Raw genomic sequence first — 26,745 nt, 5'->3', positions numbered from 1 at the left:
TTTCTCACATGGTAATAGTATCTTAATAAAATCATTGCGTCAACCGCTTCATAGCGCGGTCCAACGGTTTCCTAACTGTTCGAGAACTTGTCCAACAAAATTCCCGACCATCTGACCTTGTTGGTCACGACTCATCGTCTCAAGAGCTAGACGTGGCACGTAGATAATCTCTTCGGCGGCAGTCTCCTTCCACCTTAAATCAGCGGTGATGAAGGTGATGAAACGGAATTGCCCGGAAGCACCCGCTTGACGCCATCCTTCCAACTGTCCGATCGATGGTGTATCGATGTATGTCATGGCGGGTAAGAGCAAAGCCCGTCCGGATAGCTGACGTTCAACTTCGGACGCCACCGTCAATGTCATGTCTGCGCATTCTGCGTAAGCATGCATCGCCTCATCGAAACCGATCGGAAGCAAAGGCACGATCAGCGTATCGATATACGCTTGTTCGCTTCGTGTCCGCTGTACGTCGGATGGTTTGAAACGCAAGTCATTTCCCCCTTTCTTTCGTACTTACAATTCGTCACATTTAATGTATCATATCCGCATTTCCTCCTGCTGTCTTAATGTGAACGTTTTATGAAATTCCGGTCTATTTTTCTTCATATTTTGCACAAATCTTCACATACAAAAAGGACCTTATCACCTTCAAGAGGTGATAAGGTCCTACTGTTAAGGTAGTTGACTTCGAACGAGTCGTAACTGTTCGGAAAGGGAGTGGAAACGGTGTTGATCGCGTGCATCGAGTGCTTCATCAATCAAGCGGACCAATCGTTCTTCTTCTTGTCGATTGACCGTGACCGCGATGAAATGCGTCGCTTCATCTGCTAAGCGCGGTTCAACAGCAACTTCTGGACGAAATGGATTCTCTTCGAGGAGAGACAGATACTCATCATCCATCATCATACCTTGGAAATTTAACTCAATATAAATTTCTTCTGAAGTCAGACGAATATCATGATAGGCTTTTTCTGGGTCTAGCGTCGTGACATCTCCTTTTTTGAAGAGAAACGGCTCTGCATCGAATCCATATGTCGTCATGATGATGGCTTTCGGAGCGAACGTTGCATTTTGAACGAAGTGAACCTGTTCGAGTTTTGCCTCATTACGCAACCAGTAATCAATGATCCATTTCGCTTCCCGTCGCTTTAACGTGTAATAGGTCAAGATGCGGCGTAAGAATCGCTGCTTTCTCTCTATCATCTCAATCCTACTCCCTTCTCCCGTGAAGTCATCCATCCATTCGTTCAACATAGTCAACGAGTTCGTTATCTTCTGGTGTCAACTGGGCAGCACGACGGAGGAGACGTTGTCCTTCTTCACGACGTCCTTCCTCGACGAGTGCAAAACCATACTCTTTCAAGAAGAGCGCGTCTTCTGTAAATGCGCCCTCGACTATCGCATAATTCTCCATCGCTTGTGTATATTCCTCTAAGGCATATAAAGCACGTGCCCGATACCATGTCAAAATCGGAGCCGTCACGTGTTCTTCGATGGCTGAGATCGTTTCGATCATCGCATCATGGTCCTCGTCTTCAGCAAGTAACGATAACAAACGTTCCGCCGCAACGATCGATTCAGGATTCAAGGCAAGTGCCTCACGTAAAGCTTGTACACTTCCTGCGCGATCACCGAGCTTCAGAAGGAATAAGGCTTCCATCGTCCGCAATTCGTCATTGTAATCGTCACGCTCCATCCCTTGCTTGATTACGTTCAGTGCTTCTTTTGTCAGACCGAGTTCGGCTTGGCTTTCCGCATATGGAACATACGCAGACGTATAATCTGGATCCTGCGCAATCAATTGTTGGAATGTCTCGACCGCTTTTTGGTGTTGACCGACTCGGTGAGCCGTCATCGCAAGACCAAACAACGTATGCAAGTCAGACCGTTCCGCAACGGCACGTTCATACAGTGGAATCGCATCTTCAAACTGTCCTGTCATCGCAAGTGATTCCGCATAAAGGGCATCGAGTGGCAATTCAGCACGTAACTCCGGACGTTCTGCGATTTCAGCGAATAATGGTACTGCTTGATCGAAAGCGCCAAGCGTCATGTAGAGCTCAGCTAATCCGTAAGCGAGCAACGGTTCTTCCGGCGCAAGATTACGTGCTTCCTTCAATTTCGCTAATGCCACTTCGTCGAGTCCTTGTGACTGATAGAGATCTGCGAGTAACACGAGCGAACGGGGACCGTATTCCATGTCCGACGTATCAACCTGCTCGAGCACGGAAATCGCTTCCTCTTCGCGATCCAAATCGATATAACACTCCGCCAGTAACAAGGCAACTCCTGCGTTACCCGCGTATTCGACATAAAGCGGTGCTAAGAGATCAACCGCTCGGTCAGATAATCCGAGTTCGATATAGAGATCGGCAACGGCGAGGCGGTCCTCATCCGTTCCTGTCTTTTCAAGTTGTTCTAATGCTGCTAAAGCTTCCGAAGTATGACCGTGTTCTAATTCTTCGATGATGCCATTCAATAGTTGTTCATTCAAGGCAAGCGCCCCACTTTCTGTTATCCGCCTGTATCTTATTCAGAACGGTCGGATTGAAGTTTCTTTAAATCATCATAGAACGTTGGATAGCTGACTTCAACTACTTCGCGTCCATGAACGTTAATTTCCGGATTGATCGTCGCCGCAATCGTCAACATCATCGCGAGCCGGTGATCGCCCGCACTATCCACTTCAGCTGCTAATAAGGGAGTTGGACCTTCAATGATCATGCCGTCATCCGTCGCTTCGATGTTTGCCCCGAGACGACTTAATGCCGCCACGACCGTTGCGATACGATCCGTCTCTTTGACGCGGAGTTCTTCCGCATCCCGAATGACCGTTCGTCCATCCGCTTGTGTCGCAAGTAACGCGAGCAATGGAATTTCATCAATCAAGGAAGGAATCTGGTCGCCTTCGACCGTGACCGCCTGCAACGATGTCGTCTCCACAGTCACATCTGCTGTCTCTTCTCCGCCTGCTTCCGAACGGTGATTGATTTCGACACTTGCACCCATTTGTCGTAACGTTTGTAAGAAACCGATACGCGTTGGATTCATCAAGACGTGCGTCGTCGTGATGCGACTATCTTGTCCGATTGCTGCCGCTGTCCACCAGAACGCTGCTGACGACGGATCACCTGGAATGTCGAGTGACGTCGCTTGCAGACGAACAGGACCTTGGAGGCGAATATGACGACCATCTTCGAAGTCATCAATCGATATGTCGACACCAAATTGCGGCAACATCCGCTCCGTATGATCTCTAGACAAGATCGGCTCGATGACCGTCGTTTCTCCTGTCGCATGAAGACCCGCGAGCAACACAGCACTTTTCACTTGGGCACTTGCAACGGGTAACGTATACGTCGTTCCGACAAGCGGAGTGCCTGTGATGTGTAGTGGCGCAGTTTCACCAGTTACGTTCGCCCCAAATAAAGCAAGTGGTTCCGTGATCCGTTTCATCGGGCGTCTACGCAATGAATCATCTCCATCGAGTGCATACGTCGCTTGACCGCCAGCCAATATACCACTTAAAAGACGAATCGTCGTACCTGAGTTTCCGCAGTCGATCGTCGCTTCTTGAAACGTCTCCGTTCCAGTGATTCGAATTTCCTCTGGTGTTCGCTCGACATGTGCACCAAGTGACTGCATCGCATCTAGTGAAGCGAGACAATCGGCTCCTTCGAGTGCATTTCTGACACGTGTCGTTCCTTCAGCAATTCCTCCGAACAAGAAGGCACGATGTGTCATTGATTTATCGCCTGGTACTTGTACTGTTCCTCTTAAGCCCATTCTAAACACCTCACAGTTTGATTAAATGCTTGGCGCAATCGTTCTTCGCTCATCGCCTCTAGGACGAATCGTCCTTCCTTCTCAAGGACGAATCGAATCGTTGCTTGTTGATTCTTTTTGTCGCGACGCATCAGTTTAAGATACGTTGTAAATGATCTCCGCTTTGGTAATACCGTACCAAGACGACGAAGCAATCGTCCGAGTTGTTCTGCCTGCTTTTCGTTTCCTTCAAGGAATTTGACGAACACGAGTCCAATCCCTACTGCTTCTCCATGCGCAAGACCAGGACTAGCATATTCGACAGCGTGACCGAACGTGTGCCCATAATTCAAGAACGCCCGCATCCCTTGCTCCGTCTCATCTTGTTCGACAATATCGCGTTTGACGCTAATGCCGCGGGCGAGCCAGTCTTCTAGATCGAGTCCTTTGACGGCGTCTAGTGAGACATCAAGTAACGTGTCTGCAAACGACGGACGCGCGAGGAATCCATGCTTGACTAACTCAAAGAAGCCACTTCGCCATTCCCGGTCCGGTAATGTCTGAAGAAGCGCCAAATCATACACGACACCACTCGGTTGATAAAATGCACCGACCAAGTTTTTCCCAAGAGATAGGTTCAAACCAACTTTTCCACCGACACTTGAATCGTGAGCTAACAATGTCGTCGGAATTTGAATGAACGGGATACCACGCAAGAAAGTGGCAGCAACGAATCCTGCTAAGTCGCCAATCATGCCACCTCCAAACGCAAGGATGATACTGTGACGCGTCATCTCGAAACGGATTCCCTCTTCTAATAACGAACCATAGGTCGTTAACGACTTACTCTGTTCCCCAGCCGCAACCGTGCTAATATGAATAGCTGCCGAAACAGATGTAGCCGCTAACGCCTTTTGTAATGTATTCAAGTGCAACTGATGTACCGTTTCATCCGTGATGATCCAGATCTGATCCGCAGCTTGAAGAGCCGGGAGATGCGACAGCCGCGATAGAGTATCAGCTCCAATAAGTACAGGGTATGACGCATTCAACCGAATATCGAGCTCGATCAAAACGTCCGAACCTCCTCTTTGTAGGCAGCGACAGCAGCTTGAAGACGATCAAGTGTGGATGTCCCGAACATTTCAAGGATAGCGACCGCGATTTCAAACGCAACGACGGCTTCAAGGACCACGGATGCAGCAGGAACCGCACAGGCATCACTTCGTTCGATTTGTGCCGTAAACGCTTCCTTCGTTTCGATATCAACCGATTGAAGTGGACGATAGAGCGTCGGAATCGGCTTCATTGCTACCTGGACACGAATTGGCATCCCTGTCGACATCCCGCCTTCGATTCCACCTAAATGGTTCGTTCGTCGTTGATACCCTGATGCATCATGAATGATTTCATCCTGGACAGTACTACCCTTACGACGACCAAGTTCATACCCATCCCCAAAACCGACTGATTTCATCGCATTGACACTGATCACAGCTTGTGCGATTCGACTGTCGAGTTTGAGGTCGTTTTGAGTGAAAGAACCGACTCCTGGCATCATGCCCGTAACGACGATTTCAATCTCGCCACCAAGTGTATCTCCTTCTTTTTTAGCCGCATCAATTTCTTCCATCATCCGTTGTCCTGCCACCTCATCCGCACAACGAACGGGTGAAGCATCAATCGTTTCCTGATGTTCAACTGGATCTTTCCAAGGTGCATCAATTCCACCGATCGACCGGACGTGCGAGAACACTTCGATACCGAGTTCATGAAGTAATTGTTTAGCAAAGGCGCCGACGGCTACACGTGCTGCCGTCTCACGAGCTGAGGAACGTTCTAGTACGTCGCGTAAGTCACGATGACCGTACTTCAAACCTCCCACGAGATCAGCATGTCCGGGACGCGGGCGTGTCAACGTCCGAGGACGTTCCAGCTGTTCTTTAAGCGGTTCTGCTTGCATGACTTGTGTCCAGTGCGCATGATCCTTATTTTCGATGAACAAACTGATGGGTGATCCCGTCGTGTATCCATGACGAATCCCACCACGTGCATCAATTTGATCTTGTTCGATTTGCATCCGTCGACCGCGTCCATATCCACCTTGGCGACGCGTCATCTCGCGCTGAATCGCTTCGAAATCAATCGTGAGTCCTGCCGGCATTCCATCTATAATGACGGTCAACCCTTTTCCGTGTGATTCTCCTGCTGTCATGTAACGCATTCGCTTCATCCCTTTCTGTTCAACCGATTTTTTCGTAAAAGAAGCTTTGTTTCATCTTCAATCCAAATCGTTCAGGTTGGAATATTTGCTCCGTTCCACCAACGAAAAGAATTCCGCCCGGTTTTAAGGCATCGACAAACGAACGATAGACATGTGCTTTCGCTTCTTCTGTAAAATAAATCAGTACATTGCGGCAGATAATTAGATCAAATCCCGTATCGTACCGGTCTCCTAACAGATTATGTTTACTAAAACGAACGAGTCGCTTAATTTCAGGAACGACTTCAAACGTCTGCTCTTGCTCAATGAAATATTTCTTTTTGCGCGCTTCTACGACTTCATTCAAAGCGGAGGCGCCGTATCGTCCAAGCTTTGCCTTTTCAAGGACGAGATCATCCAAATCCGTTGCTTGAATCGTAAAAGCGGACGGGTCGAGCCGTTCATTTAAAATCATCGCAAGGGAGTACGGTTCTTCTCCGGTCGAACAAGCTGCGCTCCATGTCCGGATACGTCCGTGTGCGCGCGACTCAAGGATCGGTAAGATGTCTTGTTCTAATTGTTGCCAACGTATCGGATTACGGAAAAATTCACTGACGTTGATCGTCATCCGATCTAAAAATTCTTCGTATAACGATGTACTCTTATCCATTGCCTGCATATAAGACGCAAATGTACTGTAGCCTTTTTTATCACGTAACGCTGTCAATCGCCGTTTCATCTGTGCTTCTTTATACTGACCGAGATCAATCCCTGATTTGGTCTTGAACCGTTGAATGAAAAGTTCATAATCTTCCAATTGGCACACCTCGCTCACTCTCGATATCGAATGGTCATCTCCATGACCAGTTCAACTTATTTTCTATAGTAGCATAAAGCTATAGGCATTCCAAAAAGCAATTAGATAATCTGGTCATTCCGTTTTACAAGAATACGACAAAAGGGATTCGATCAAATCGAATCCCTTCCCCGTTGTCTTTTTATTCATGTATTACGCGTTGACTGGCTGTCCTTGAAACCAAAGCGTAAGCTCACGCCCCGCACTTTCGATACTATCCGAACCATGAATGACGTTCTCACTCATCGTGTTCGCGAAATCACCACGAATCGTTCCAGGTGCTGCTTCTAGAGGTTTTGTTTTCCCAATCATCAAACGAGAAACAGCAACGACGTCTGTTCCTTCGACGCGAAGTGCGACAACAGGACCCGATGTGAGGAAAGTGACCAACTCTCCGAAGAACGGTTTCTCAGCATGCTCTTCGTAATGTGCTTTTGCGAGTTCTTCTGTAACATTCATCATTTTCATTTCGCGAATGATGAATCCTTTGCGTTCGATCCGTCCGATGATTTCCCCAATCAATCCACGTTCTACGCCATCTGGTTTAACCATCAAAAATGTCTGTTCCATCTCTAGTTCCCCCTATGAAATGCTTTTAGAAAAGCGCTTACATAGTCAGTTTACTGGCTTTTGTGAAGAACAGCAAGAAATTTTTGACAATCTTCATCCTTTTCGTTTTCCAACGTAGCGTGCTACTTCTTCAAGCGATCGTTTGGCTGATGATTTAGGTAATGGTTCAAGACGTTTGATCGCACGGTGGATATAGTGATCGACCGTTTGTTGCGTCCGTTCGAGGGCGCCTGAAGTTTGAAGAAACGACAGCAACGGTGCTACTTCTTCATGTGTTGGCATACTCTCGATTTGCGAAAGACGTTCGTAAAAGGTAGCATTCTCTGCACCATAAAAGACAGGTAATGTTTTGTGTCCATGACGCAGATCCTCTGCTACCGGCTTACCAAGTTCTGTACGATTCGCTGTGAAATCAAGCAAGTCGTCAGCAATTTGAAAAGCGAGTCCGATATCTCGCCCAAACAACCGTAACGCTTTCGTATCGGCTGCAGAACAATTCGCAACAATTGCACCCAGATGACAGCTCGCTTCAATCAGAATAGCTGTCTTTCGTTCAATTCGTTTGATATATCGTTTAATCGACTGTTCCCAATCGTATTGGTCATAAATTTGCTCAATCTCACCTTCACAAATTTCACGCATCGTATGAACCATGACTTGGACCAGTTCCGGCTTCCCGACTTCACCAATCAACCGAACGGCTTCTCCAAACAAATAATTGCCCGAATACAGCGCCACTTCCTCATCAAAATATTGCATGACGGTGGGTTTTCCTCGACGTAGTTCTGCGTCATCAATGACATCATCGTGGACGAGTGATGCCATATGGACAAGTTCAAGGCTTGCCGCTACACGAATCAGTTCATCTCGATCTGCCTCACCGAACTTGGATGCGAGCAAGACGAATGCTGGTCGAATTCGTTTCCCACCAGCTTTCAGCAATTGTTTTCCTGCTGCATCGATCGTTGGTTCTTCAGAAGCGATATGATTGATCAGAAAACGATCGACTAAATTAACTTCCTTCGTGACATCACGGTATATGGAATGCAGTGACATCTCACCACTTCTTCCCAAGGTGCATCGCAGCAGCCCCACCCGCGAATGCTTTGACTTCCACTTGCATGAAGCCTGCTTGTTCGAAGAGTTGTTTCAGTTCGACGCGGTCGAGGAATACTTCCGTCGATTCTTGTAGCCAGTTATATTGATCATATGATTTTGCAAGCAATCGACCGACTTGCGGCATGATTTTTCCGAAGTATAACGAATACGCTTCGCGGAAAATCGGAGCAGTCGGTTGACTCGTTTCAAGACAAACGACCGTTCCACCTGGTTTTAAGACACGATGCATCTCTTTGATGACCTGTAGGTAATCGGGTACGTTTCGTAAACCGAAGCCGATTGTTACGTAATCAAATGAATTATCGCCAAATGGAAGATCCATTGCATTTCCATGAATCAACTCGATGTTTTTCATATCAAGCGCCTCTACTTTTTCCACGCCGACTTTCAACATGTTCTCTGAAAAATCAAGTCCTTTGATTACACCTGTCGGACCTGCTGCTTTCGCCAGTTGAATCGTCCAATCCGCTGTTCCACAACAAAGATCGAGACATTTAGCACCTGGGAAGACTTGCATCCGGCGCATCGTCTCGCGTCTCCATAATTTATGCAATCGGAAACTGATGACCGAATTCATTTGATCATAGTTCGAAGATATCGATTGGAATACTTCATATACTTTTTTCTCTTTATCTTTTGTCTGCACACTGCTCACCCTTTCCAAGATCTCATGCTACCGCCATCTGCTCGAGATGTGATAACAGTAATTTCTGTGCGACCAGATCTAATTGTTCTGCCTGTTGCTGAATGATCTGCCGCCCCTGTCGTGTCAGCCATTCTCGTTTGGTGATTGCCGCGAGTCCTTGCATTAAGCCGAACTCTGCCGTTAACCATAAGAGAACCCGTTCTTCCGTCGATTCATAATTCATTTCGTGTAAGGCACACTTCGCTTCATTGACACGTTGAATGGTCCGTCCGAGTGAGACGAGAATCTCTTTTGGCAACCCAGCTAACTGTTCAAAGAAATAGCTCGAGAATAAATCTCCTGCTAACACAAGAAGCTGCCGTTCCTTCGAACCACGTTGCGTCTCATTGACACGCTCATGCAAACGTAAGGCGACTTGTGCGAAATGAATCGCTTTGACAAGTGCCTCAGCGTCCAACGTGTCATGCTGAGCGACATCAATCAACCAACTGATCTGTTCACGATCGATGGAAGGGAAATCCACATGTCGAGCCAATCGTGTCGTTTGTTTAGTGGTGAGTGCAGTGATGATTTCATCCACGCGCAGCTCATGTTGTTCCATGCTTTTACCCCCCGATCTCCAGTGCCATCTCGTTGATGGACGTTCTTCTTTTTTAATATACCATAATCGGTGGGCTTTCACGCTTCTGAATGTCCACAAAAAAGCCGCCCGAGAAAATCTCGGGCGACTATGTAGCCGGATTACTTCACAGCATCTTTCAATGCTTTACCTGGTTTGAAGGCAGGTACTTTGCTTGCTGGAATCTCGATATCTTCTTTCGTACGTGGGTTGCGACCTTTACGGGCTGCACGCTCACGGACTTCGAAGTTACCAAATCCAATCAATTGGACTTTTTCTCCAGACTGAAGTGTCTCAGTGATCGATTCGAATGTTGATTCGACAACTTTCGTCACGTCTTTTTTCGTAAGACCTGATTTTTCGACGACTGCTTGAATGAGTTCAGTTTTGTTCATTACTTTCACCCCCTCCCAATCACTTCTTCGAGGGTAATCATACCCCATAAACGTTGCTATTACAACATTTTCGTGTAAATAACGTTCAATTTTCAGATTCTTCGCTCGATTTCTCTGAAAACACAGGTTCGCCTTTTTCGTTTATCGTGTAGCTTTGAGAATAGGCAGGAACAAAAGGCTGATCTTCATAGAGTAAATACCGAATATCTTGACCAACTTTCGGCTTTTTCTTCGCAGTTTGCACCGCTTTCTTCAACTCTGGCAAATAGTTGATGAAGAGTCGTCCTTGACCATCGACATAAATCGATAATTTTTCATCTGAGTACGGACTTGGAACGGTCGGTTCTTTTTTGATAAATAATTTTTTATAGTCAAGTGTAAACTGGTTCTTACCAAATGAACCTTTGAAGGGATACTTATCATTCTTTTTCCGATAAGCATCAATTCGGACTTGAAGTTTTTGTAACTCTTCCGCAACAAGTAAATCCATCAACTTAACGGTTGGTTTCGTCTCGACATCGACAAGCAAGTAAATGAACGTTCCCCCACCTTCGAAGCTGTTCGTTGGTGGATCACTCATATATCGCGGTATCAACCGCCCAAGTTCGATTTGGTAACGCTCCATAAGCGGAGTATCGGCTTCCATCGTCTTGATTGGTAGTACACCTGTATCTTTTTGATATGCATCGACAGCATCCTGAACGGTACGTAACTGTTGCGGATACGGTACACGGTTAGACGGTTTTTGGCTATCCGGAAAGAGACAGCCGGATAATAACGTCACCGGAATGAGCATGAATAGCACGAACCATTTTTTCATGCGCTCGGCCCCGCCATGACGATGAATACCATGATGATTGACGCGACGATGAAACAAACGAATGCCAAGGTTGATACAAGAATCTGCCATATCCCTTTCAACTTCGTCCGACTGACGGTGACCAGTAAGACACTGATCGCAAAGAGTCCGATGCCAGCGAACGAAATCCACATTTTTAATAATCCTGGACTCAAGGTTTCCACCCCACTCCGTTAATCTTTCGTCGTGAAGAGATGCTCGATCTCATTTTTTTGTGGTCGTTGCATCAACTTTTTGACTTCTTCTTCAGGTGTATGACCGTCAAAGAGAACATGGTAGAGAGCAGAAGTAATTGGCAGTTCACACTGTTTCGTCTCCGCTAAATCATACGCCGCTTGGGTCGCACGAACGCCTTCAACGACCATTCCCATGTTTTCAAGCACAGTCTCTAATTTTTCACCTCGACCGATGGCATTCCCCGCACGCCAATTTCGACTATGAACCGATGTACAGGTAACGATCAAGTCCCCCATACCCGTCAATCCAGTAAACGTCATCGGATTAGCTCCAAGCATCGTACCGAGACGCGCCATTTCGACCATCCCACGTGTAATCAGAGCTGCTTTCGCGTTGTCACCATAACCAAGACCATCCGTCATACCAGCGGCAAGCGCAATAATGTTCTTCAGTGCACCACCGAGTTCTGCACCAATGATGTCCGCATTCAGATAGACACGGAAGTTTTCATTCGTGAACAGTTCCTGAACACGCCCTGCTTCTTCTAAGTCATCCGATGCAATCGTTACCGTCGTTGGTTTACGTAACGCAACCTCTTCAGCATGTGAAGGACCCGTCAATACACAAATAGCTTTACGCTTCGCTGGATTGACCTCTGCTTCGATTAACTCTGACAATCGAAGATGTGTCTTCGGCTCGATCCCTTTCGATGCATGGATCAGAACAACCGGTTCCGTCAACAGCTCATTTAATTGACGAGAAACTGCTCGAATCGCAGAGGATGGTGTGACGATTAAGATATGCGTCGCCCCTTCTACCGCCTCTTTGAGATCTGTCGTTGCTTTTAATGCTTTTGGTAACGCAACACCTGGCAAGAACTGCGTATTTTCATGATGCTCATTGATTCGATCAACATTAATTTGCTCACGACCATAAAGAATGACTTCCTGATCATTATCAGCTAAGACGAGCGAGAGGGCTGTTCCCCAGCTTCCCGCTCCGATGACTGCGATTTTGGTCATACTGACTCACCTCATTATTGTTTTTGACGAGCTAAAATCCGGATTGGTGTACCTGTAAAATCAAATGCTTCCCGAATCCGGTTCTCGAGATATCGTTTATAAGAGAAGTGCAGCAATTCTGGATCATTAACGAATAAGACGAACGTTGGTGGTCGTGACGCGACTTGAGTCGCGTAGTTAATCCGAAGACGAACCCCTTTATCTGTCGGCGCTGGGTTCATCGCGACAGCGTCAACGATGACATCGTTCAAGACACTTGTCTGAATCCGTTGCGCATGACTGTGCGCAGCTTGTTGAATGACTGGTAATAAAGTCTGCAAGCGACGTTTTGTTTTCGCCGAAACGAAGACGATAGGTGCATAGTCAAGGAAACGGAATTCTTCACGAATTTCTTCTTCCATTTTCTTCATCGTCTTATCATCTTTTTCGACAGCGTCCCATTTGTTGACGACGATGACGATCGCACGTCCTGCTTCATGCGCATATCCTGCTACTTTTTTATCTTGCTCGATGATACCTTCTTCACCATCAAGAACGACACAGACGACATCCGCCCGCTCGATTGCTTTTTGTGCACGCATGACACTAAAACGTTCCGTCGATTCATAGACTTTTCCACGTTTTCGCATCCCTGCCGTATCAATGATGACGTATTCTTGTTCATCTCGCGAAAACGGTGTATCGATGGCATCACGTGTCGTACCAGCGATGCTCGAGACGATGACACGTTCTTCACCAAGAATCGAATTCGTCATACTTGATTTCCCAACGTTTGGGCGACCAATCAAGGCAAACTTAATCGTACCTTCATCGTATTCCAACTCTTCTTTATCTGGTGCAAGTTCAAGGACGCGGTCAAGTAAGTCACCAAGACCAAGACCATGCGTACCAGAAATCGGGAACAAGTCTCCGAATCCAAGAGAGTAGAATTCATACATTAAATCACGCATTTCAAAATTATCTACTTTGTTGACAGCTACGACGACTGGTTTGTTCGAACGGAATAACATGTTCGCAACTTCCTCATCTGCTGCTGTGATTCCTTCGCGTCCATTCACCATGAAAATGATGACGTCCGCTTCATCAATGGCGAGCTCCGCCTGATGACGCATCATTTGAAGTAGGGGCTCATCCCCAACTTCGATTCCACCTGTATCAATCAAATGAAAATGACGATTCAGCCATTCTCCAGTTCCGTAAATACGGTCGCGGGTAACGCCTGGCTTGTCTTCTACGATTGAAACCCGATCTCCAATCACCCGGTTAAAAATCGTCGACTTTCCGATATTTGGGCGACCTACGATCGCCACGACTGGAATTGCCATCCCAACACCTTCTTTCTCTTCTCTCGCTTCATAGCCGTTCTATTGTATCAAATCAAACTCTCATATACCATAACAAACCGCATATAAAAAGCGGACACGCTTGTGTCCGCTTTGTGTCATGCTTTATTCTTTCGCCTCTGAGTCCTCTTCTGTCAAATCAGCAACAGAAAATCCTTCTGATTGATTCGTGTAATCTGAGTAGTCTTCAGAAGACGCTTCTTCCTCTTCAAGAACACGTGTTGATAGCGAAATCTTATGCTCATCGAGACGCACTTCTAATACTTTCGCTTCAATTTCTTGCCCTTCTTCGAGTACTTCCGAAGGCGATCCAATATGGCGGTTTGCAATTTGTGAGATATGCAAAAGTCCTTCTACTTGTGGCGCAAGTTCAATGAAAGCACCGAACTGGACGAGACGGCGTACACGTCCCTTGACGATATCCCCAGCTTCGATTTTCCCTTCCATCTGTTGCCATGGACCCGGTTGTGTTTCCTTAATCGATAACTTGACCTTCTCAGTATCACGGTCAACACCAAGTACTTTAACTTCGACTTTTTGACCTTCCGTGACGATATCTGAAGGACGTTCGACACGATGATGCGCCATTTCTGAGATATGAACGAGTCCGTCGACGCCACCGATATCTACAAACGCGCCGAAATCTGTCAAACGCTGGACCGTTCCTTCAAGGACTTGACCCACTTCTAGATTTTCAAGTGTCTCTTTTTTCTTCGCATTCAATTCACCTTCAACAACTGCTTTATGCGAGAGAATGACACGGTTCTTTTCTTGATCGAGTTCAACGACCTTAACTTCGATCGAACGACCGATATAGTCTGAGAAATCCTCGACATAATGCCGCTCGACGAGCGACGCTGGAATAAATCCTCGAACGCCAATATCAACAACGAGACCACCTTTGACGATGTCTTTGACGACAACTTCAAAGATTTCACCTGATTTGTACTTCTCTTCTACTTGCTCCCACGCTTTGAGTGCGTCAATTTCTCGTTTTGAGACGACAACCTCTTCATCCGTGATTTTCTTGACCTTCACTTGTAGTTCATCTCCGACGTTCAACACGCCACGAATGTCATCAAGATGGAGACTCGATACTTCGCTAATCGGTAAGATGGCTTCTGTTTTATATCCGATATCAATGAGTGCTTGCTTGTCTTCAATTTTCACGACCATTCCGGTAACTACCTGGTCCCGATGAATTTCAAAATCAGGCATATCTTTCATTTCTTCGACCATTCCAAAACAACCTCCTCACGATGAGTACAAGAAACGCATGACACATGTCAATACGTTTATCCTGCTTCTAACTTCTTACAATTCTGACTATTTGTCAAGGTATTAAGCGTGATTGAAGTAGACGGATTTGATTTCGTCCATGATTCGATCAGAAATCGATTTTGCTGCCCCACGTTGATCACGTAAATCCGAAATATCAACCGGTTTTCCGATTGCGACGTGCATCCGTTTAAAAGGACGGTATGATCCGATGATAGCAATCGGTAAAATCTGAGCAGTCGACCGCAAGGCGAAGAATCCAACACCCGGTTGCGCTGAAGTGAATTCACCTGGTGCAGAACGTGTTCCTTCCGGGAAAATACCAACAGTTTCATCCGAATTCAATAACTCGATCGTTCGCTTTAAGGCTTGACGATCTCCTTGACCGCGACCGACAGGATATGTTCCTGCCGCAATCATCAACTGTTTTAAGGCAGGAACTTTAAACAATTCTTCTTTTGCCATGTAACGAACCGCACGCTTCGGTGGGATCGCACTGACGAGGAAGACCGGATCCCAGTTCGAACTGTGATTGGCACAGACGAGTAAAGACCCATCCTTTGGAATGTTCTCTTGCCCCGTCACCTTCACACGAAAGACTATTTTGGCAATGACCCAGACGACGAACCGCGCAATTCGATAAACGGTATCTTGACGTTTCATTTTAAAACACCTTCTGCTAGTTCCATCAATCGGACGACGACATCATCAATCGTCATCTCTGTCGTGTCCAGATAAAGCGCGTCGTCCGCTTGGCGTAATGGCGATACTTCACGCTCACTGTCTCGTTTATCACGTAACGCGATCTCTTCTTGAAGAATCGTGATGTCACTATCCATCCCACGCGCGATGTTTTCACGATGTCTACGAGCTGCTCGTTCCTCAACGGTTGCCGTCAAAAAGACTTTTAATTCTGCATCAGGTAACACGACTGTACCGATATCACGTCCATCCATGACGATGCCACCGCGCTCAGCTAATTTCCGTTGTGCCGTAACAAGCGCAGCCCGGACTTCTTTTTGTCGAGCGACGAACGAGACATTATTCGTGATTTCGATCGAACGAATCGCATCCGTCACTTCGCGATCACCAATAAAGACACGTTGCCCGTTTTCACCTGGTGTTAAACGAATATCCAGCGATTTCATCAATTCACCGAGCACTTCACCATTGTTGAGATCAAGCGATTGTTCAAGTGCTGCTAGCGTCACAGCTCGGTACATAGCTCCTGTATCGATATATACATAGTCAAGGCGCGCTGCCAATTGTTTTGCGATCGTACTTTTCCCAGCACCCGCTGGTCCATCTAAAGCGATTTGAATCTTTTTCATCATCATCCATCCTGTCCTTCCATCTTCCCTCTAATTGATAGGGATTCATTCTTCCGAACGTTATCATAGCAAAAAAATACGGTCAGGTGAATGGATTCATGCCCCTTCTTGAACTTTTCATTTGCATTTGATAACAATGACGCAACACAAGTTCACGACTTCTGTCAGGAATCATCGTAAATTGGAATGCTAATTCATATCTTTCTTCACGACGATCGATTCGAACGAGTTCAGCAACAACGTCTAGTGTACTTGATACCCCTTCACCAGTAGGTAAAATGAATGTCATCTCTACCTCTTCGTCTTTTTGAATCGGTAATTGATCTGATAAAATCATCATTCCGCCTGCTGATAGATCGAGCGTCACTGTCGTGAACGGATCGAATTGCGTTTTATGTGGGTGTACGGCGACATCCAGTATTTGTGGCACTCGAACGAACTGACGCCGTTGGATTCGCTCGATTTGATCGTCCTTCGGTCGTTTTAAAGCATATCGTTGACCACGAAGTGGATCGTTTTGTCGTTCGACGACGACCGTATCAAAACCAAATAATTTACCTTTTTCCTTAAAGAAATAAAAAGACACTTCTTCTTGCTCTGACAAAATGAATGTTTTTAGCGTCGCGACCTCACTCGGTGCTTCAATCCATATCAAACGGTTTGTCACAGCCGTTACCTTTGAGCGACCTTGTCGATCCTCACTATTCGAAAGCATTACCAAATCCCCGATTTCCATCATACTACTTCGCTCCTACTCTCTATTTGATGCCATCTGAATGTTGTTTTTTTCGTTTAAATCGTCGATTCAAGCGATTGGCACCTCTTACTTGAAATAATCCGATTGTCCATAAGATCATCATGAAGACAATCGGCAAAAAAGATATACCACCATTTTCCAATATTAACAAATTAAATAAGATATGCGCAAATACCGGAAGCGCAATCGATAATGATAACCACCGGTAAGGATGAGGCGAGAATTTCGCCATCCCCATGAAGAACCCCATGATGACCGCAAATAAAGCATGCCCAGATACTGGCAACAAGGCACGGAAGAGCATATGTTCGACGGTTCCATTCACCATCAAATATAAAATATTCTCAAGTGTTGCAAATCCAAGAGAACACGCGACCGCATAGATGATACCATCGTAATAATCGTTAAAACGCTGATGAATATAAACCGTATAAAAGACGACGAACCATTTGGCAAACTCTTCTGTAACTGCTGTTCGGACCAATTTCACCTCTTCACGTCCGCCAAATTCCGTTTGGATAATATAGTCGATGAACATCAAGGGAAAGACGAGTAAAATGCCAAAGATGAAACTACGGAGGATATATCCGACCGGCTCCGATTCATGTTCGTGACGTAGATAAAAATAAGTTAGGAGTGCGATGCCTGGGGCAACTCCGGAGAAAACGATTTGAACCACGCTTCCTCTCCCCCTTTCTTCCTCCTTATAAGAATAAAGGTTTCTTGGAAAAAAGAAAACGTCCTCGTTGTTTCAAGAGGGAAAAAGGTTACAATATGGAAGAACGAATCGAATACGTTATAGAAAGTAGGTGAAGGTCTTTTGTCTTCTGACACAGACCATTTAACATGAAATCATTATTACTCATTCATACGGGTGGAACGATTGCCATGGCGCAAGATCACTCCGGTCACGTCTTACCGAATGACATCAATCCACTCGATGCTTCACTTCCGCGAGCAACAGATATCGCCAACATCACGACGCGTCACTTCGCAAATTTGCCTTCTCCGCATATGACACCTGACATCATGCTCCGTCTCGCGCATTTCATCGAGAGTGAGCTAGCAAAAGAACACTATGATGGCGTCGTCATCACCCACGGTACGGATACCCTTGAAGAAACTGCTTATTTCTTACATTTGACGCTTGGTGCTCCTATTCCGATCGTCTTGACAGGAGCCATGCGTTCTTCCAATGAAGTCGGATCTGACGGCGAGTTTAATTTGATCACAGCTCTTCGCGTCGCCGTCAGTGAAGCCGCTCGTGGAAAAGGTGTCCTTGTCGTCTTCAACGGAGAAATTCATTCAGCATTCAACGTCACGAAAACGCATACGTCATCCGTCGATACGTTTAAATCCGTTCATTTCGGAAATCTCGGAATGGTGACGAAGGACCACGTCTATTTATTCAACACACCGCTTCTGAAGCAAACACATATGGTGACGTCACTCTCAAAACGGGTCGCCGTTCTAAAAGTCTATGCCGGTATGGAACCAGATTTATTACTTGCCGTAAAACAACTCGGTTATGACGGACTCGTCCTAGAAGTTCTCGGTCAAGGGAATGTTCCTCCAAGTATCGTCGATGCGATCGCCGAACTGATTACCGTCATGCCAATCGTCATCGTCAGTCGCTGTTTCAATGGAATCGTTCAAGACGTTTACGGTTATACGGGTGGAGGACAACAATTAAAAGAACTCGGTGTCATTTTCTCAAATGGACTGAATTCGCAAAAAGCACGCCTTAAGTTGATGGTTGAACTTGAAATCGATGCGTCACAACCAGAACTTGAAGAGTCATTCCGTGTTGAATAAATGAAAAAACCTCTCGATCCGGACATCTACTTTCCGAATCGAGAGGTTTTGTTTAGGCTTGGATTGATGCACCACGTAACCGTTCGACGAGATGGTTCGCAATGTTTTCACCATGAAAACGTCCATTTTCAATAAATATCTTATTAGCATCGTATCCTGCTGCAACGACGCCTGCAATATAGATACCCGGTACGTTCGATTCCATCGTCTCTTCATCATGACTCGGAATGCCGGTCTCACGATCAATCGTGATACCCGTATCAGCAAACAAACCGATGTCTGGTGTATATCCTGTCATCGCAAATACAAAATCGGCACGGACGGTCCGTTTGTCGCCATCTATTTGATAAACGACTTCTTGCTCTGTAATCGCTTCGATCGTTGCATCAAAAATCATCTTGACCTTTTCTGAACGAACAAGTGATTCGAAGTTCGGCAACACCCACGGTTTGATGGACGGACTATATTCCGGCCCCCGATAAAGAACGGTCACACGTGCTCCCGCTTTTTCAAGTTCGATTGCTGCATCGACACTTGAATTCTTCCCACCGATGACGACGACATCCTGATCAAAATACGGATGTCCTTCCGTGAAGTAGTGCGATACATGAGGCAACGTTTCTCCTGGAACGTCCATGCGGTTCGGTAATCCATAATAACCTGTCGCAAGCACAACGGAACGCGCCTCTCGGCGTCTTTTTTCCCCAGAACGTTCTGAATGGATAATGAAATGATCCGCTTGACGTTCAATGTGCTCGACCGTCTCAAATGGACGAATCGTCAACTTCTTTCGTTTGACGACTTCTCGGTAGTACACGAGAGCATCGAGACGTCGTGGTTTTAATTCCTTATTGATGAACGGTACACCACCGATTTCTAATTTCTCACTACTTGAAAAAAACGTTTGATGCGTCGGATAACGATAGATTGCTTCGACGATATTTCCCTTTTCGAGAACTTCGACGTCTAGTCCTCGATCTTGCATTTCGATTGCTGCAGATAACCCACACGGTCCCGCACCGATTACGATACAATCTAACATTCGAATATCTCCTCTTCCGGTTGCTTTTTTTTATATCTTAGCAAATCTCATCCAGAGACGAAAGAAATTGCAACAGTAAAACACCCGCTCCTCATCATAAGGAACGGGTGTAGCACATATTACGTCAGACCCAACCACGGAAACGAGATGCTTCCGCCATCTTCCGGACGCCGACCATGTAAGCAGCAAGACGCATATCGACATTTCGCGTCTGCGCTGTCTGATAGACTTGGTTGAATGAGTTGACGAGGACTTTCTCGAGTTTCTCGTGGACCTCTTCTTCTGTCCAATAGTATCCTTGGTTGTTTTGTACCCACTCGAAGTAAGAAACCGTTACACCACCACTCGAAGCTAGAACATCCGGAACGATCAGGATGTCGCGTTCAGCGAGAATTTTCGTCGCTTCGTTCGTCGTCGGACCGTTAGCCGCTTCGACGACGATCGCTGCTTTGATATCATGCGCGTTGTCTTCTGTGATTTGATTCTCGATTGCTGCTGGAACAAGAATATCACATTCGAGTTCAAGCAATTCTTTGTTCGAAATCGTATTTTTGAACAATGTCGTCACTGTTCCGAACGAGTCGCGACGGTCGAGAAGATATGGAATATCAAGTCCGTTCGGATCATGAAGTGCTCCATAAGCATCACTGATCGCGATGACTTTTGCACCTAAGTCATACATGAACTTCGATAAGAAACTTCCTGCATTCCCAAATCCTTGAACGACGACACGTGCGCCTTCAAGCGTGATACCCTTTTTAGCAGCTGCTTCTCGGATCATGATTGCGACACCTTTCGCCGTTGCTGTCTCGCGACCATGTGAGCCACCTAGGACGAGTGGTTTCCCTGTAATGAAGCCTGGCGAGTTGAATTCATCGATTCGGCTGTATTCATCCATCATCCATGCCATGATTTGTGAGTTCGTAAAGACGTCAGGAGCTGGAATATCCTTAGTCGGTCCAACAATTTGACTGATAGCACGGACATACCCACGGCTAAGACGTTCAATTTCACGGAAGCTCATCTCACGTGGATCACAGATGATGCCGCCTTTTCCTCCGCCATATGGTAAGTCAACGATACCCGCCTTTAGACTCATCCAGACGGATAATGCCTTGACTTCGACTTCCGTCACGTTCGGGTGAAAACGGATTCCACCTTTCGTTGGTCCAACGGCATCGTTATGTTGCGCTCGATATCCTGTGAAGATTTTTGTCGAACCATCATCCATCCGCACCGGAATCCGAACTGTTAACATCCGAAGTGGTTCTTTAAGTAATTCATACATTTCGTCCGGATACCCTAGTTTTCCTAGTGCTTCCTTGACGATTTCTTGTGTCGCTTCCAGTACGTTCTTGCGGTGATTCGCATGTTGTTGGTCAGTGATCATTCCAACGTTCCTCCCCATAAGTGGCATCCCCTATGCCGTTTCCTTGTTCGGATAAAGTATACTCTTTTCTCGAACGTAATGAAAGGGGTTACGCCTATATTTGTAAGCGCTTTCCCACTTCTTTTATTAGGATATCATTGATTCGGCTGTTTTGTTTGACGATGTCGTTCGATTGCAAGTTCCATGAAATATTCGACCAATTCCGGATATTCGATCCCTACCGCCCGTGCGCCGTCCGGGAATAAACTTGTTGAAGTCATACCAGGGAGTGTATTCGTCTCCAAAATGACTGGATTTCCGGATTCCGGAACAAGGAAATCAGATCGTGAGTATCCTGCACAACCGAGTACTTGATGTGCTTTAACAGCCCATTCCTGCAGTTTCGCTGTCGTCTCTTTGTCAAGTTCAGCAGGACAAATATGTTCCGAACCTCCGATTGCGTATTTTGACTCATAGTCATAAAAGGCATTCTTCGGAATAATCTCGATGACAGGTAATGCTTTTTCTGCCCCTTTGTGACCAACGACTGGAACCGTCACTTCGCGTCCTTTAATGAATTGCTCGACGAGCACCGCATCATCTGCTTCAAATGCCTTAGCGATTCCTTCGCGTAACATCGTCTCATCTTGTGCAATCGTCAATCCGTTGGATGATCCTTCCTGCGCTGGTTTAACGACACAAGGAAATTGTCCATTCCATTCCGCGATTTTTTCTTCGATATCATCTTGACGCTCTAACAACACATCGCGCGCAATCGTAATACCTGCTTTATCAAAATGAACTTTTGATCGTGCCTTATCCATCGCAAGTGCTGACGCTAAAACACCTGAACCTGTGTATGGAATATCTGCAAGTTCAAGTAACGCTTGCACGCGTCCATCTTCACCAATCTTTCCGTGAAGAGCGATGACAGCCACATCTACATCGAGTTGGAAGAGTTCATGTGCCCGATCAGGATGGAAATCAACAGCCGTGACCTGATGTCCTTTACTGTTTAATGCTTCCATGATCGATTTTCCACTGTTTAATGAAACCTCCCGTTCACCCGAAGTCCCACCATATAACACTGCCACTTTCATCCTACTTCACTCCTTCTTCTTACGTTCAATGATTATCATACCATCCTTCTGACTATGAAAAAATACAAAATGGTGCCACTTCGGACAGAAGATAAAAAGGTGCGACATTGCCTTAAGAGGCAACATCACACCTGATGTTTTAAATGTTGAACTGTTCAGCAATCGTTGCAACGGCATGTTCCGACTGAATCGTCTTTCCATACTCCGCCATGACAAGCGGACTTTTCGGGCTCGGTTCACCGTATTCCGATAGAATCGTCGTCACCGTACGTTCTAATGCGTCGTTCATTCGTTCCTGGAAATAAAGATAATAGCTGCCTTCGAAGAAATAAAGACTACCGCCTGTCTCCGTATATGTCATATGCCGTAATAACCCATGGCTCGCCTGAATGACATCTTCGAGCGAATGCAAAGCATACAAGACGTGATGGACGATGTCGACTGTCATCCGGATTTCGACTTGATCGAACTCTTCATTCATCTCTTCCGGTAAATCACCTTCACGGCGTACATCAACGAGCATACCGTCATTTGGGAAGAACGTGACGAAAAATTCGAGTGTTCCTGCTGCCTGAAAACCAAAATTCGATTCAGCTTCTTCTAATAAGTTACGCAATAAAGCTTGTCCCTTTCCGACAGCCAACGTTTCTGGTCGGACGTCGTGAAGCGATAACTCTTGCTTTGTGATGAAGACACGAAGGTGTCCTTGTTTCATTTGTTCAAACCTCATATAGACTCCTCCAGTCAAAACCGGAAACACAGATGTCTCCGTTCGTTATGAACCATACTATACACCAGTTGTCGGAGTGAGTCGACTTAACCAACTTTTCCAAGATTGATCGTCTGCACCAAGCAAATGTGGACCATATCGTTCCGGGAGCTGATCGACCGCATAACCACCAAGACCAATCTCAAGATCCGGAAAATCAGACATCAAGTGTGCTAGTGCTTCATCAAGTAACGGTAAATGATCCGATAACGTGCAAGATAGAATGACCGCTTTCGGTTGCAACTGATGGGTGACCGTCACTAAATCCTGGACTGGTATTCCGGAACCAAGGAAAATAACATCAAATCCAGATTGACGTAAATAAAGCGTAAAGAAAAGTAATCCGAGTTCGTGTTCTTCTTCGGGCGCACACACACAGACGATTCGCGGTAAAAACGGATTGATCGGCATTTGTAACGATAGTGTCGAGAGGCGTGCTCTTAGAAATGCCGTTGCAAAATGCTCGTGCGCAATCGTAATTTCTCCCGACTCCCACTTCACTCCAATCTCATGTAAGAGTGGACCGACGATGTCCTGAATGACTTTATCGAAGCTAAACATCGAGAATGCTTTATTCATGATGTCATGCGCATGTCGTTCTTCAAAGTTCGTCAATGCCTGGAACAACTGATCTCGCAGTTCGACTCCGTAATCGTGCGGTACTTCAGCACGATTAACAGGCATTTCGTACAATTGAATTGCTTTAGAGACAGACAATCCCTCTTTTTGTTTATCGACGATCCAGCGTAGTTTCGCGACGTCGTTATCACTATAAATTCGATGTCCGGATTCACTTCGATCCGGATCGAGCACCTGATATCTCCGCTCCCAAGCACGAATGGTCGTCGGGTTGAGTCCCACTAACGCAGCGACTGCTTTGATATTATATTTCCCACGATCCATGCATCGTGCCTCCTTCCCCTTCCTTTCTAGTATACGCTGAAAGGAAAAAAATCTCTGTTCACAATGTGCCCTTACATCATGAAACCGATGGAGACGAAGGCGATGATGATCGTGATCATGAGTACCGTCAGCGTGATGGCTAGCGGATTTTTTCGAAATGGCTGTTTTAATCGTTCATTTCGAACGTGTTCGATACGCGAAGAACGCGGTGGCAATAACTGATCCTCTTCGCTCTGATGCAACCGTCGTTGATCTTGTTTACTCAATGTTCATCACCTTTTCTTGAAAAATATAAGGATATTTTCTAGTTTACACCGAATATGGTGATGAAAAAAAGACTTGTTCTAAACGTATTTTCCAATCTACCGGTTGCGGCATCTTTCTCTTCACTGGATTTTCCCACTCAATTGTTCCACATACATCACAACAACGGGGTTGAACGACTGCCGCTTCATCAAAATGATGTAATAACATCGTCCGTCGACATTCGTTCCGGTGAATATAGTTCATCATTTGCTTGACCTCTTGTCGTTTGAGTTGTTTACGTTCCGTTTGCCACTGGGTAATGCGTTCCTTCGACCAACCGTTCTCGAGTTGCGACTTTAGGAGCCGATATGCCGGGTCTTCCGGATTAAGACGCAGACGACTTTCTATCTTAGTGTATGATTCACCTCGGTTCATGCCTTGTTGCAACTGATCAATCCATAGAGCGGGTGCATATTGTGTATCAATCAAGTACGTTTGTAATTGCTCGTCTTGAGCAGCATACAGCAAAATGGCCGTCGCCTCTTTTCCGTCTCGACCCGCGCGTCCGACTTCCTGCATATAGGCTTCAAGCGTCGCAGGCATCGTATAGTGAATGACCGATCGAACATTGCCCTTATCAACGCCCATCCCAAAAGCACTCGTGCAAACGAGACAATCAATTTCATCATGAAGAAACTGTTGTTGAACAAGCTGGCGGTCTTCAATCGTTAATCCAGCGTGATAGTAGGTCGCTCCTTCAATGATTTCCGCAATCCGTTCCGCTTCTTTACGAGTTGTCGTATAGATAACGCACGGACGAGCGATGCGTGTCATCCATCGTTGTAGTACGGCATCTTTTTCATCTCGATCGACGCAATCGACGACATACTGGAGTTCTGGTCGATTAATAGAACGACGAATGACTTTTGGGTCACGCATACGTAATTGTGTTCGAATATCCTCCTCCACAGCACGCGTCGCGGTTGCTGTTAAGGCGAGGCATGGCGGAAAACCGAGTTCTTGCCGGATTTGACCGAGTCTTGCATACTCCGGTCGAAACTCGTGTCCCCACTGTGAGATACAATGTGCTTCATCTACGACAAATAATGCGATGTTGACCTGCTTTAAGCGAGCTCGAATCTGCGGTAATGCGAGTTGTTCCGGCGATAAGTAAAGATACCGAAGATGTTCGAGGACAGATAAGATCTGTTCTTTCTCATCTCGCGTCTCGACAGAAGTTAACTTAGCGACAGACCGTTCTCCCCTGCGTTTGATTTGCATGACTTGATCTTCAATCAACGAGAGTAACGGCGACAGAATCAATGTCAGTCCTTCACCTTGGACATAAGAAGGAAACTGATAACAGACAGATTTGCCTCCACCTGTCGGCAAGATGGCAAGCGTGTCGTGTCCGTTCAGGATGGATTCGATGATTGGGCGTTGTCCGGGTCGAAACACTTCATAACCGAAATGACGATGCAATAACGCTTCCATTAAATCCCCTCCCATTTGCTACGTGCTAGCACAAGTCGAATCTGAAAATAGGATGCGTCTGTCTGCATATCACTTTTGATTCGCTTGAGTGCGTAAGTTTCGAGTTGTTGTGAAATACGACGAATTTCTTCTTGCTGAGCGGGTATAACAAAATGATCCAACGGAAAAGAAGAAGCATACATGGCGATTTCGACGAGATGATCTTCCATCGTACTATTTTTTAGTCGTCTCCGAATCGCAACATCTTCAACCGATATTCCCTGCTGCAATAACTCCCATGTCGTTTGAGCAGACTGCGTCATTTTAGATGTGTGTAGATCAGCACCGATCTGTTTTAGGAGTGGTGCTTTTTCTAAGTCAGCGATGCACTTTCGCCAAGCGATTGTAAATTCGAACTGGACAGTCTCAACATCCACCTTCATCATGTGTGCCAATTGCGGATAGGACCATCCTGCTTGCACGCCAGACAATCGATAACTAATTAACGTCGCCTCTCGCTCTGGCAAACGCTCAAAGAGCCGTATTAACTCTTGGTGCATATCATGTAACCAATTCGATCGATTCGAAATGGTTGGAAGAACACTCTTTACCCATTCGCGAACAATCGTCTCCTGTTGCACGGGAATGAACGGTTGTTTCGCTTCTAAACAAATCAGCGTTTGAACGAGCAGACTGAGTCGTTTCCACATCATCTCGGCATATCCACGTAGTTCACCACCTAATTGATCGATGACTACACTACTCGATTGACCCACTAGTCGCGTACCTTCATTCGTCAGTCGCAATGTCTCTTGCCGTTCGATCCACTGTTTCTCGGCAAGCTCAGTTAAGATCGATTCAAATCGTTGTTTACTAACTGTAACGGTACCGAACGTCGACTCCAAATCATAAAAATGAGCATCTTGCAGGGAAGTGGCTGACTTCTTCCCTTGAAAAACATGATAAAGACTCCGATCCGATCGTTCATTTCGAAGACGCTGAATCGATTCCAGAAAAATACGCTCCAGTAAAGAAACTTCCATATGTCACGCTCCCTTCTGATTTCTATTGTTCACCTATTTAGGTAT

Annotated in this window: 30 protein-coding genes; 1 reads left to right on the top strand and 29 read right to left on the bottom strand. The window is 46.0% G+C overall.

All coding sequences use genetic code 11. The features are described 5' to 3' along the window. Positions 1-48: 48 nt before the first annotated feature. From ACV3PA_RS08880 to prsW, 21 genes are all read right to left on the bottom strand, one after another. Positions 49-489, bottom strand: a complete 441-nt coding sequence (locus ACV3PA_RS08880; protein ID WP_456124464.1) for a DUF2487 family protein — start codon at positions 487-489, stop codon at positions 49-51. 183 nt (positions 490-672) lie between these two features. Beyond that, positions 673-1,203, bottom strand: a complete 531-nt coding sequence (locus ACV3PA_RS08875; RefSeq protein ID WP_053453724.1) for a ReoY family proteolytic degradation factor — start codon at positions 1,201-1,203, stop codon at positions 673-675. 28 nt (positions 1,204-1,231) lie between these two features. Then, positions 1,232-2,494, bottom strand: coding sequence for a tetratricopeptide repeat protein (locus ACV3PA_RS08870; protein WP_053453725.1), 1,263 nt, complete (start codon positions 2,492-2,494; stop codon positions 1,232-1,234). 35 nt (positions 2,495-2,529) lie between these two features. Next, entirely contained in the window at positions 2,530-3,786 is a 1,257-nt protein-coding gene (gene aroA / locus ACV3PA_RS08865) for a 3-phosphoshikimate 1-carboxyvinyltransferase (RefSeq protein WP_456124463.1), read from the bottom strand. Next, positions 3,777-4,838: a 3-dehydroquinate synthase gene (gene aroB, locus ACV3PA_RS08860; protein ID WP_053453727.1), complete on the bottom strand. Its 1,062-nt coding sequence runs from the start codon at positions 4,836-4,838 to the stop codon at positions 3,777-3,779. The genes aroA and aroB overlap by 10 nt, the downstream gene beginning before the upstream one ends. Next, on the bottom strand, positions 4,835-5,989 hold the full coding sequence (aroC, locus tag ACV3PA_RS08855; RefSeq protein ID WP_053453728.1) for a chorismate synthase: 1,155 nt from the start codon (positions 5,987-5,989) through the stop codon (positions 4,835-4,837). The genes aroB and aroC overlap by 4 nt, the downstream gene beginning before the upstream one ends. A gap of 19 nt (positions 5,990-6,008) precedes the next feature. Beyond that, a complete protein-coding gene (locus ACV3PA_RS08850) occupies positions 6,009-6,785 on the bottom strand; it encodes a CheR family methyltransferase (protein WP_456125959.1) in 777 nt (258 codons plus the stop codon). 192 nt (positions 6,786-6,977) lie between these two features. Continuing rightward, a complete protein-coding gene (gene ndk / locus ACV3PA_RS08845; RefSeq protein WP_053453730.1) occupies positions 6,978-7,394 on the bottom strand; it encodes a nucleoside-diphosphate kinase in 417 nt (138 codons plus the stop codon). A 93-nt stretch (positions 7,395-7,487) separates the two neighbouring features. After that, entirely contained in the window at positions 7,488-8,450 is a 963-nt protein-coding gene (locus ACV3PA_RS08840) for a polyprenyl synthetase family protein (protein ID WP_053453731.1), read from the bottom strand. Position 8,451: 1 nt separating this feature from the next. Further along, positions 8,452-9,159 (bottom strand): demethylmenaquinone methyltransferase, encoded by a 708-nt coding sequence (locus ACV3PA_RS08835; protein ID WP_456124462.1) that lies wholly within the window; start codon positions 9,157-9,159, stop codon positions 8,452-8,454. Between the two features lie 22 nt (positions 9,160-9,181). Continuing rightward, on the bottom strand, positions 9,182-9,760 hold the full coding sequence (locus tag ACV3PA_RS08830) for a heptaprenyl diphosphate synthase component 1 (protein WP_053453733.1): 579 nt from the start codon (positions 9,758-9,760) through the stop codon (positions 9,182-9,184). 140 nt (positions 9,761-9,900) lie between these two features. Continuing rightward, entirely contained in the window at positions 9,901-10,173 is a 273-nt protein-coding gene (locus ACV3PA_RS08825; RefSeq protein WP_012370671.1) for an HU family DNA-binding protein, read from the bottom strand. An 85-nt stretch (positions 10,174-10,258) separates the two neighbouring features. Next, positions 10,259-10,993, bottom strand: a complete 735-nt coding sequence (locus tag ACV3PA_RS08820) for a hypothetical protein (protein WP_053453734.1) — start codon at positions 10,991-10,993, stop codon at positions 10,259-10,261. Continuing rightward, complete coding sequence (locus tag ACV3PA_RS08815; protein WP_231496841.1) at positions 10,990-11,187, bottom strand: DUF2768 domain-containing protein; 198 nt, start codon at positions 11,185-11,187, stop codon at positions 10,990-10,992. Before ACV3PA_RS08815 ends, ACV3PA_RS08820 begins: the two co-directional genes overlap by 4 nt. 18 nt (positions 11,188-11,205) lie before the next feature. Next, a complete protein-coding gene (locus tag ACV3PA_RS08810) occupies positions 11,206-12,231 on the bottom strand; it encodes an NAD(P)H-dependent glycerol-3-phosphate dehydrogenase (RefSeq protein WP_456124461.1) in 1,026 nt (341 codons plus the stop codon). 14 nt (positions 12,232-12,245) lie between these two features. Continuing rightward, complete coding sequence (der, locus tag ACV3PA_RS08805) at positions 12,246-13,556, bottom strand: ribosome biogenesis GTPase Der (RefSeq protein WP_053453736.1); 1,311 nt, start codon at positions 13,554-13,556, stop codon at positions 12,246-12,248. Positions 13,557-13,679: 123 nt separating this feature from the next. Beyond that, entirely contained in the window at positions 13,680-14,813 is a 1,134-nt protein-coding gene (gene rpsA, locus ACV3PA_RS08800) for a 30S ribosomal protein S1 (RefSeq protein WP_053453737.1), read from the bottom strand. Positions 14,814-14,915: 102 nt separating this feature from the next. Then, a complete protein-coding gene (locus tag ACV3PA_RS08795; RefSeq protein ID WP_053453738.1) occupies positions 14,916-15,515 on the bottom strand; it encodes a lysophospholipid acyltransferase family protein in 600 nt (199 codons plus the stop codon). Then, positions 15,512-16,186, bottom strand: a complete 675-nt coding sequence (cmk, locus tag ACV3PA_RS08790) for a (d)CMP kinase (RefSeq protein ID WP_053454549.1) — start codon at positions 16,184-16,186, stop codon at positions 15,512-15,514. Before cmk ends, ACV3PA_RS08795 begins: the two co-directional genes overlap by 4 nt. A gap of 79 nt (positions 16,187-16,265) precedes the next feature. Then, positions 16,266-16,922 (bottom strand): flagellar brake protein, encoded by a 657-nt coding sequence (locus ACV3PA_RS08785; RefSeq protein ID WP_053453739.1) that lies wholly within the window; start codon positions 16,920-16,922, stop codon positions 16,266-16,268. 19 nt (positions 16,923-16,941) lie between these two features. Beyond that, complete coding sequence (prsW, locus tag ACV3PA_RS08780; protein WP_053453740.1) at positions 16,942-17,619, bottom strand: glutamic-type intramembrane protease PrsW; 678 nt, start codon at positions 17,617-17,619, stop codon at positions 16,942-16,944. A gap of 167 nt (positions 17,620-17,786) precedes the next feature. Between prsW and ACV3PA_RS08775 the strand changes: the two genes are divergently transcribed. Further along, the gene (locus tag ACV3PA_RS08775; RefSeq protein WP_053453741.1) at positions 17,787-18,755 is read left to right on the top strand and encodes an asparaginase; all 969 of its coding nucleotides are present in this window, start codon (positions 17,787-17,789) and stop codon (positions 18,753-18,755) included. Between the two features lie 52 nt (positions 18,756-18,807). Here ACV3PA_RS08775 and ACV3PA_RS08770 read toward each other — a convergent pair whose 3' ends face one another. The 8 genes from ACV3PA_RS08770 to ACV3PA_RS08735 all read right to left on the bottom strand — a co-directional run bounded on the left by ACV3PA_RS08770 (position 18,808) and on the right by ACV3PA_RS08735 (position 26,700). Next, positions 18,808-19,797 carry a YpdA family putative bacillithiol disulfide reductase gene (locus ACV3PA_RS08770; RefSeq protein ID WP_053453742.1) on the bottom strand — a complete coding sequence of 330 codons (990 nt, stop codon included), beginning with the start codon at positions 19,795-19,797 and terminating at the stop codon, positions 18,808-18,810. A gap of 124 nt (positions 19,798-19,921) precedes the next feature. Beyond that, a complete protein-coding gene (locus ACV3PA_RS08765; protein ID WP_053453743.1) occupies positions 19,922-21,187 on the bottom strand; it encodes a Glu/Leu/Phe/Val family dehydrogenase in 1,266 nt (421 codons plus the stop codon). A 134-nt stretch (positions 21,188-21,321) separates the two neighbouring features. Continuing rightward, complete coding sequence (locus ACV3PA_RS08760; protein WP_456124460.1) at positions 21,322-22,266, bottom strand: D-alanine--D-alanine ligase; 945 nt, start codon at positions 22,264-22,266, stop codon at positions 21,322-21,324. Positions 22,267-22,405: 139 nt separating this feature from the next. Further along, positions 22,406-22,996 carry an adaptor protein MecA gene (locus ACV3PA_RS08755; RefSeq protein WP_053453745.1) on the bottom strand — a complete coding sequence of 197 codons (591 nt, stop codon included), beginning with the start codon at positions 22,994-22,996 and terminating at the stop codon, positions 22,406-22,408. A 57-nt stretch (positions 22,997-23,053) separates the two neighbouring features. After that, positions 23,054-23,938: a MerR family transcriptional regulator gene (locus tag ACV3PA_RS08750; protein ID WP_053453746.1), complete on the bottom strand. Its 885-nt coding sequence runs from the start codon at positions 23,936-23,938 to the stop codon at positions 23,054-23,056. 71 nt (positions 23,939-24,009) lie between these two features. Further along, the gene (locus ACV3PA_RS08745) at positions 24,010-24,204 is read right to left on the bottom strand and encodes a hypothetical protein (protein ID WP_053453747.1); all 195 of its coding nucleotides are present in this window, start codon (positions 24,202-24,204) and stop codon (positions 24,010-24,012) included. A 43-nt stretch (positions 24,205-24,247) separates the two neighbouring features. Continuing rightward, positions 24,248-25,678 (bottom strand): RecQ family ATP-dependent DNA helicase, encoded by a 1,431-nt coding sequence (locus tag ACV3PA_RS08740; RefSeq protein ID WP_235504891.1) that lies wholly within the window; start codon positions 25,676-25,678, stop codon positions 24,248-24,250. Beyond that, entirely contained in the window at positions 25,678-26,700 is a 1,023-nt protein-coding gene (locus ACV3PA_RS08735; protein ID WP_053453749.1) for a YpbB family protein, read from the bottom strand. Before ACV3PA_RS08735 ends, ACV3PA_RS08740 begins: the two co-directional genes overlap by 1 nt. Positions 26,701-26,745: the final 45 nt, after the last annotated feature.

The sequence above is a fragment of the Exiguobacterium sp. EA-TM-5 genome, from assembly GCF_053878415.1.
Note: the sequence above shows the minus strand (reverse complement) of the source record. Positions and strands in the feature narration are given on the sequence as shown.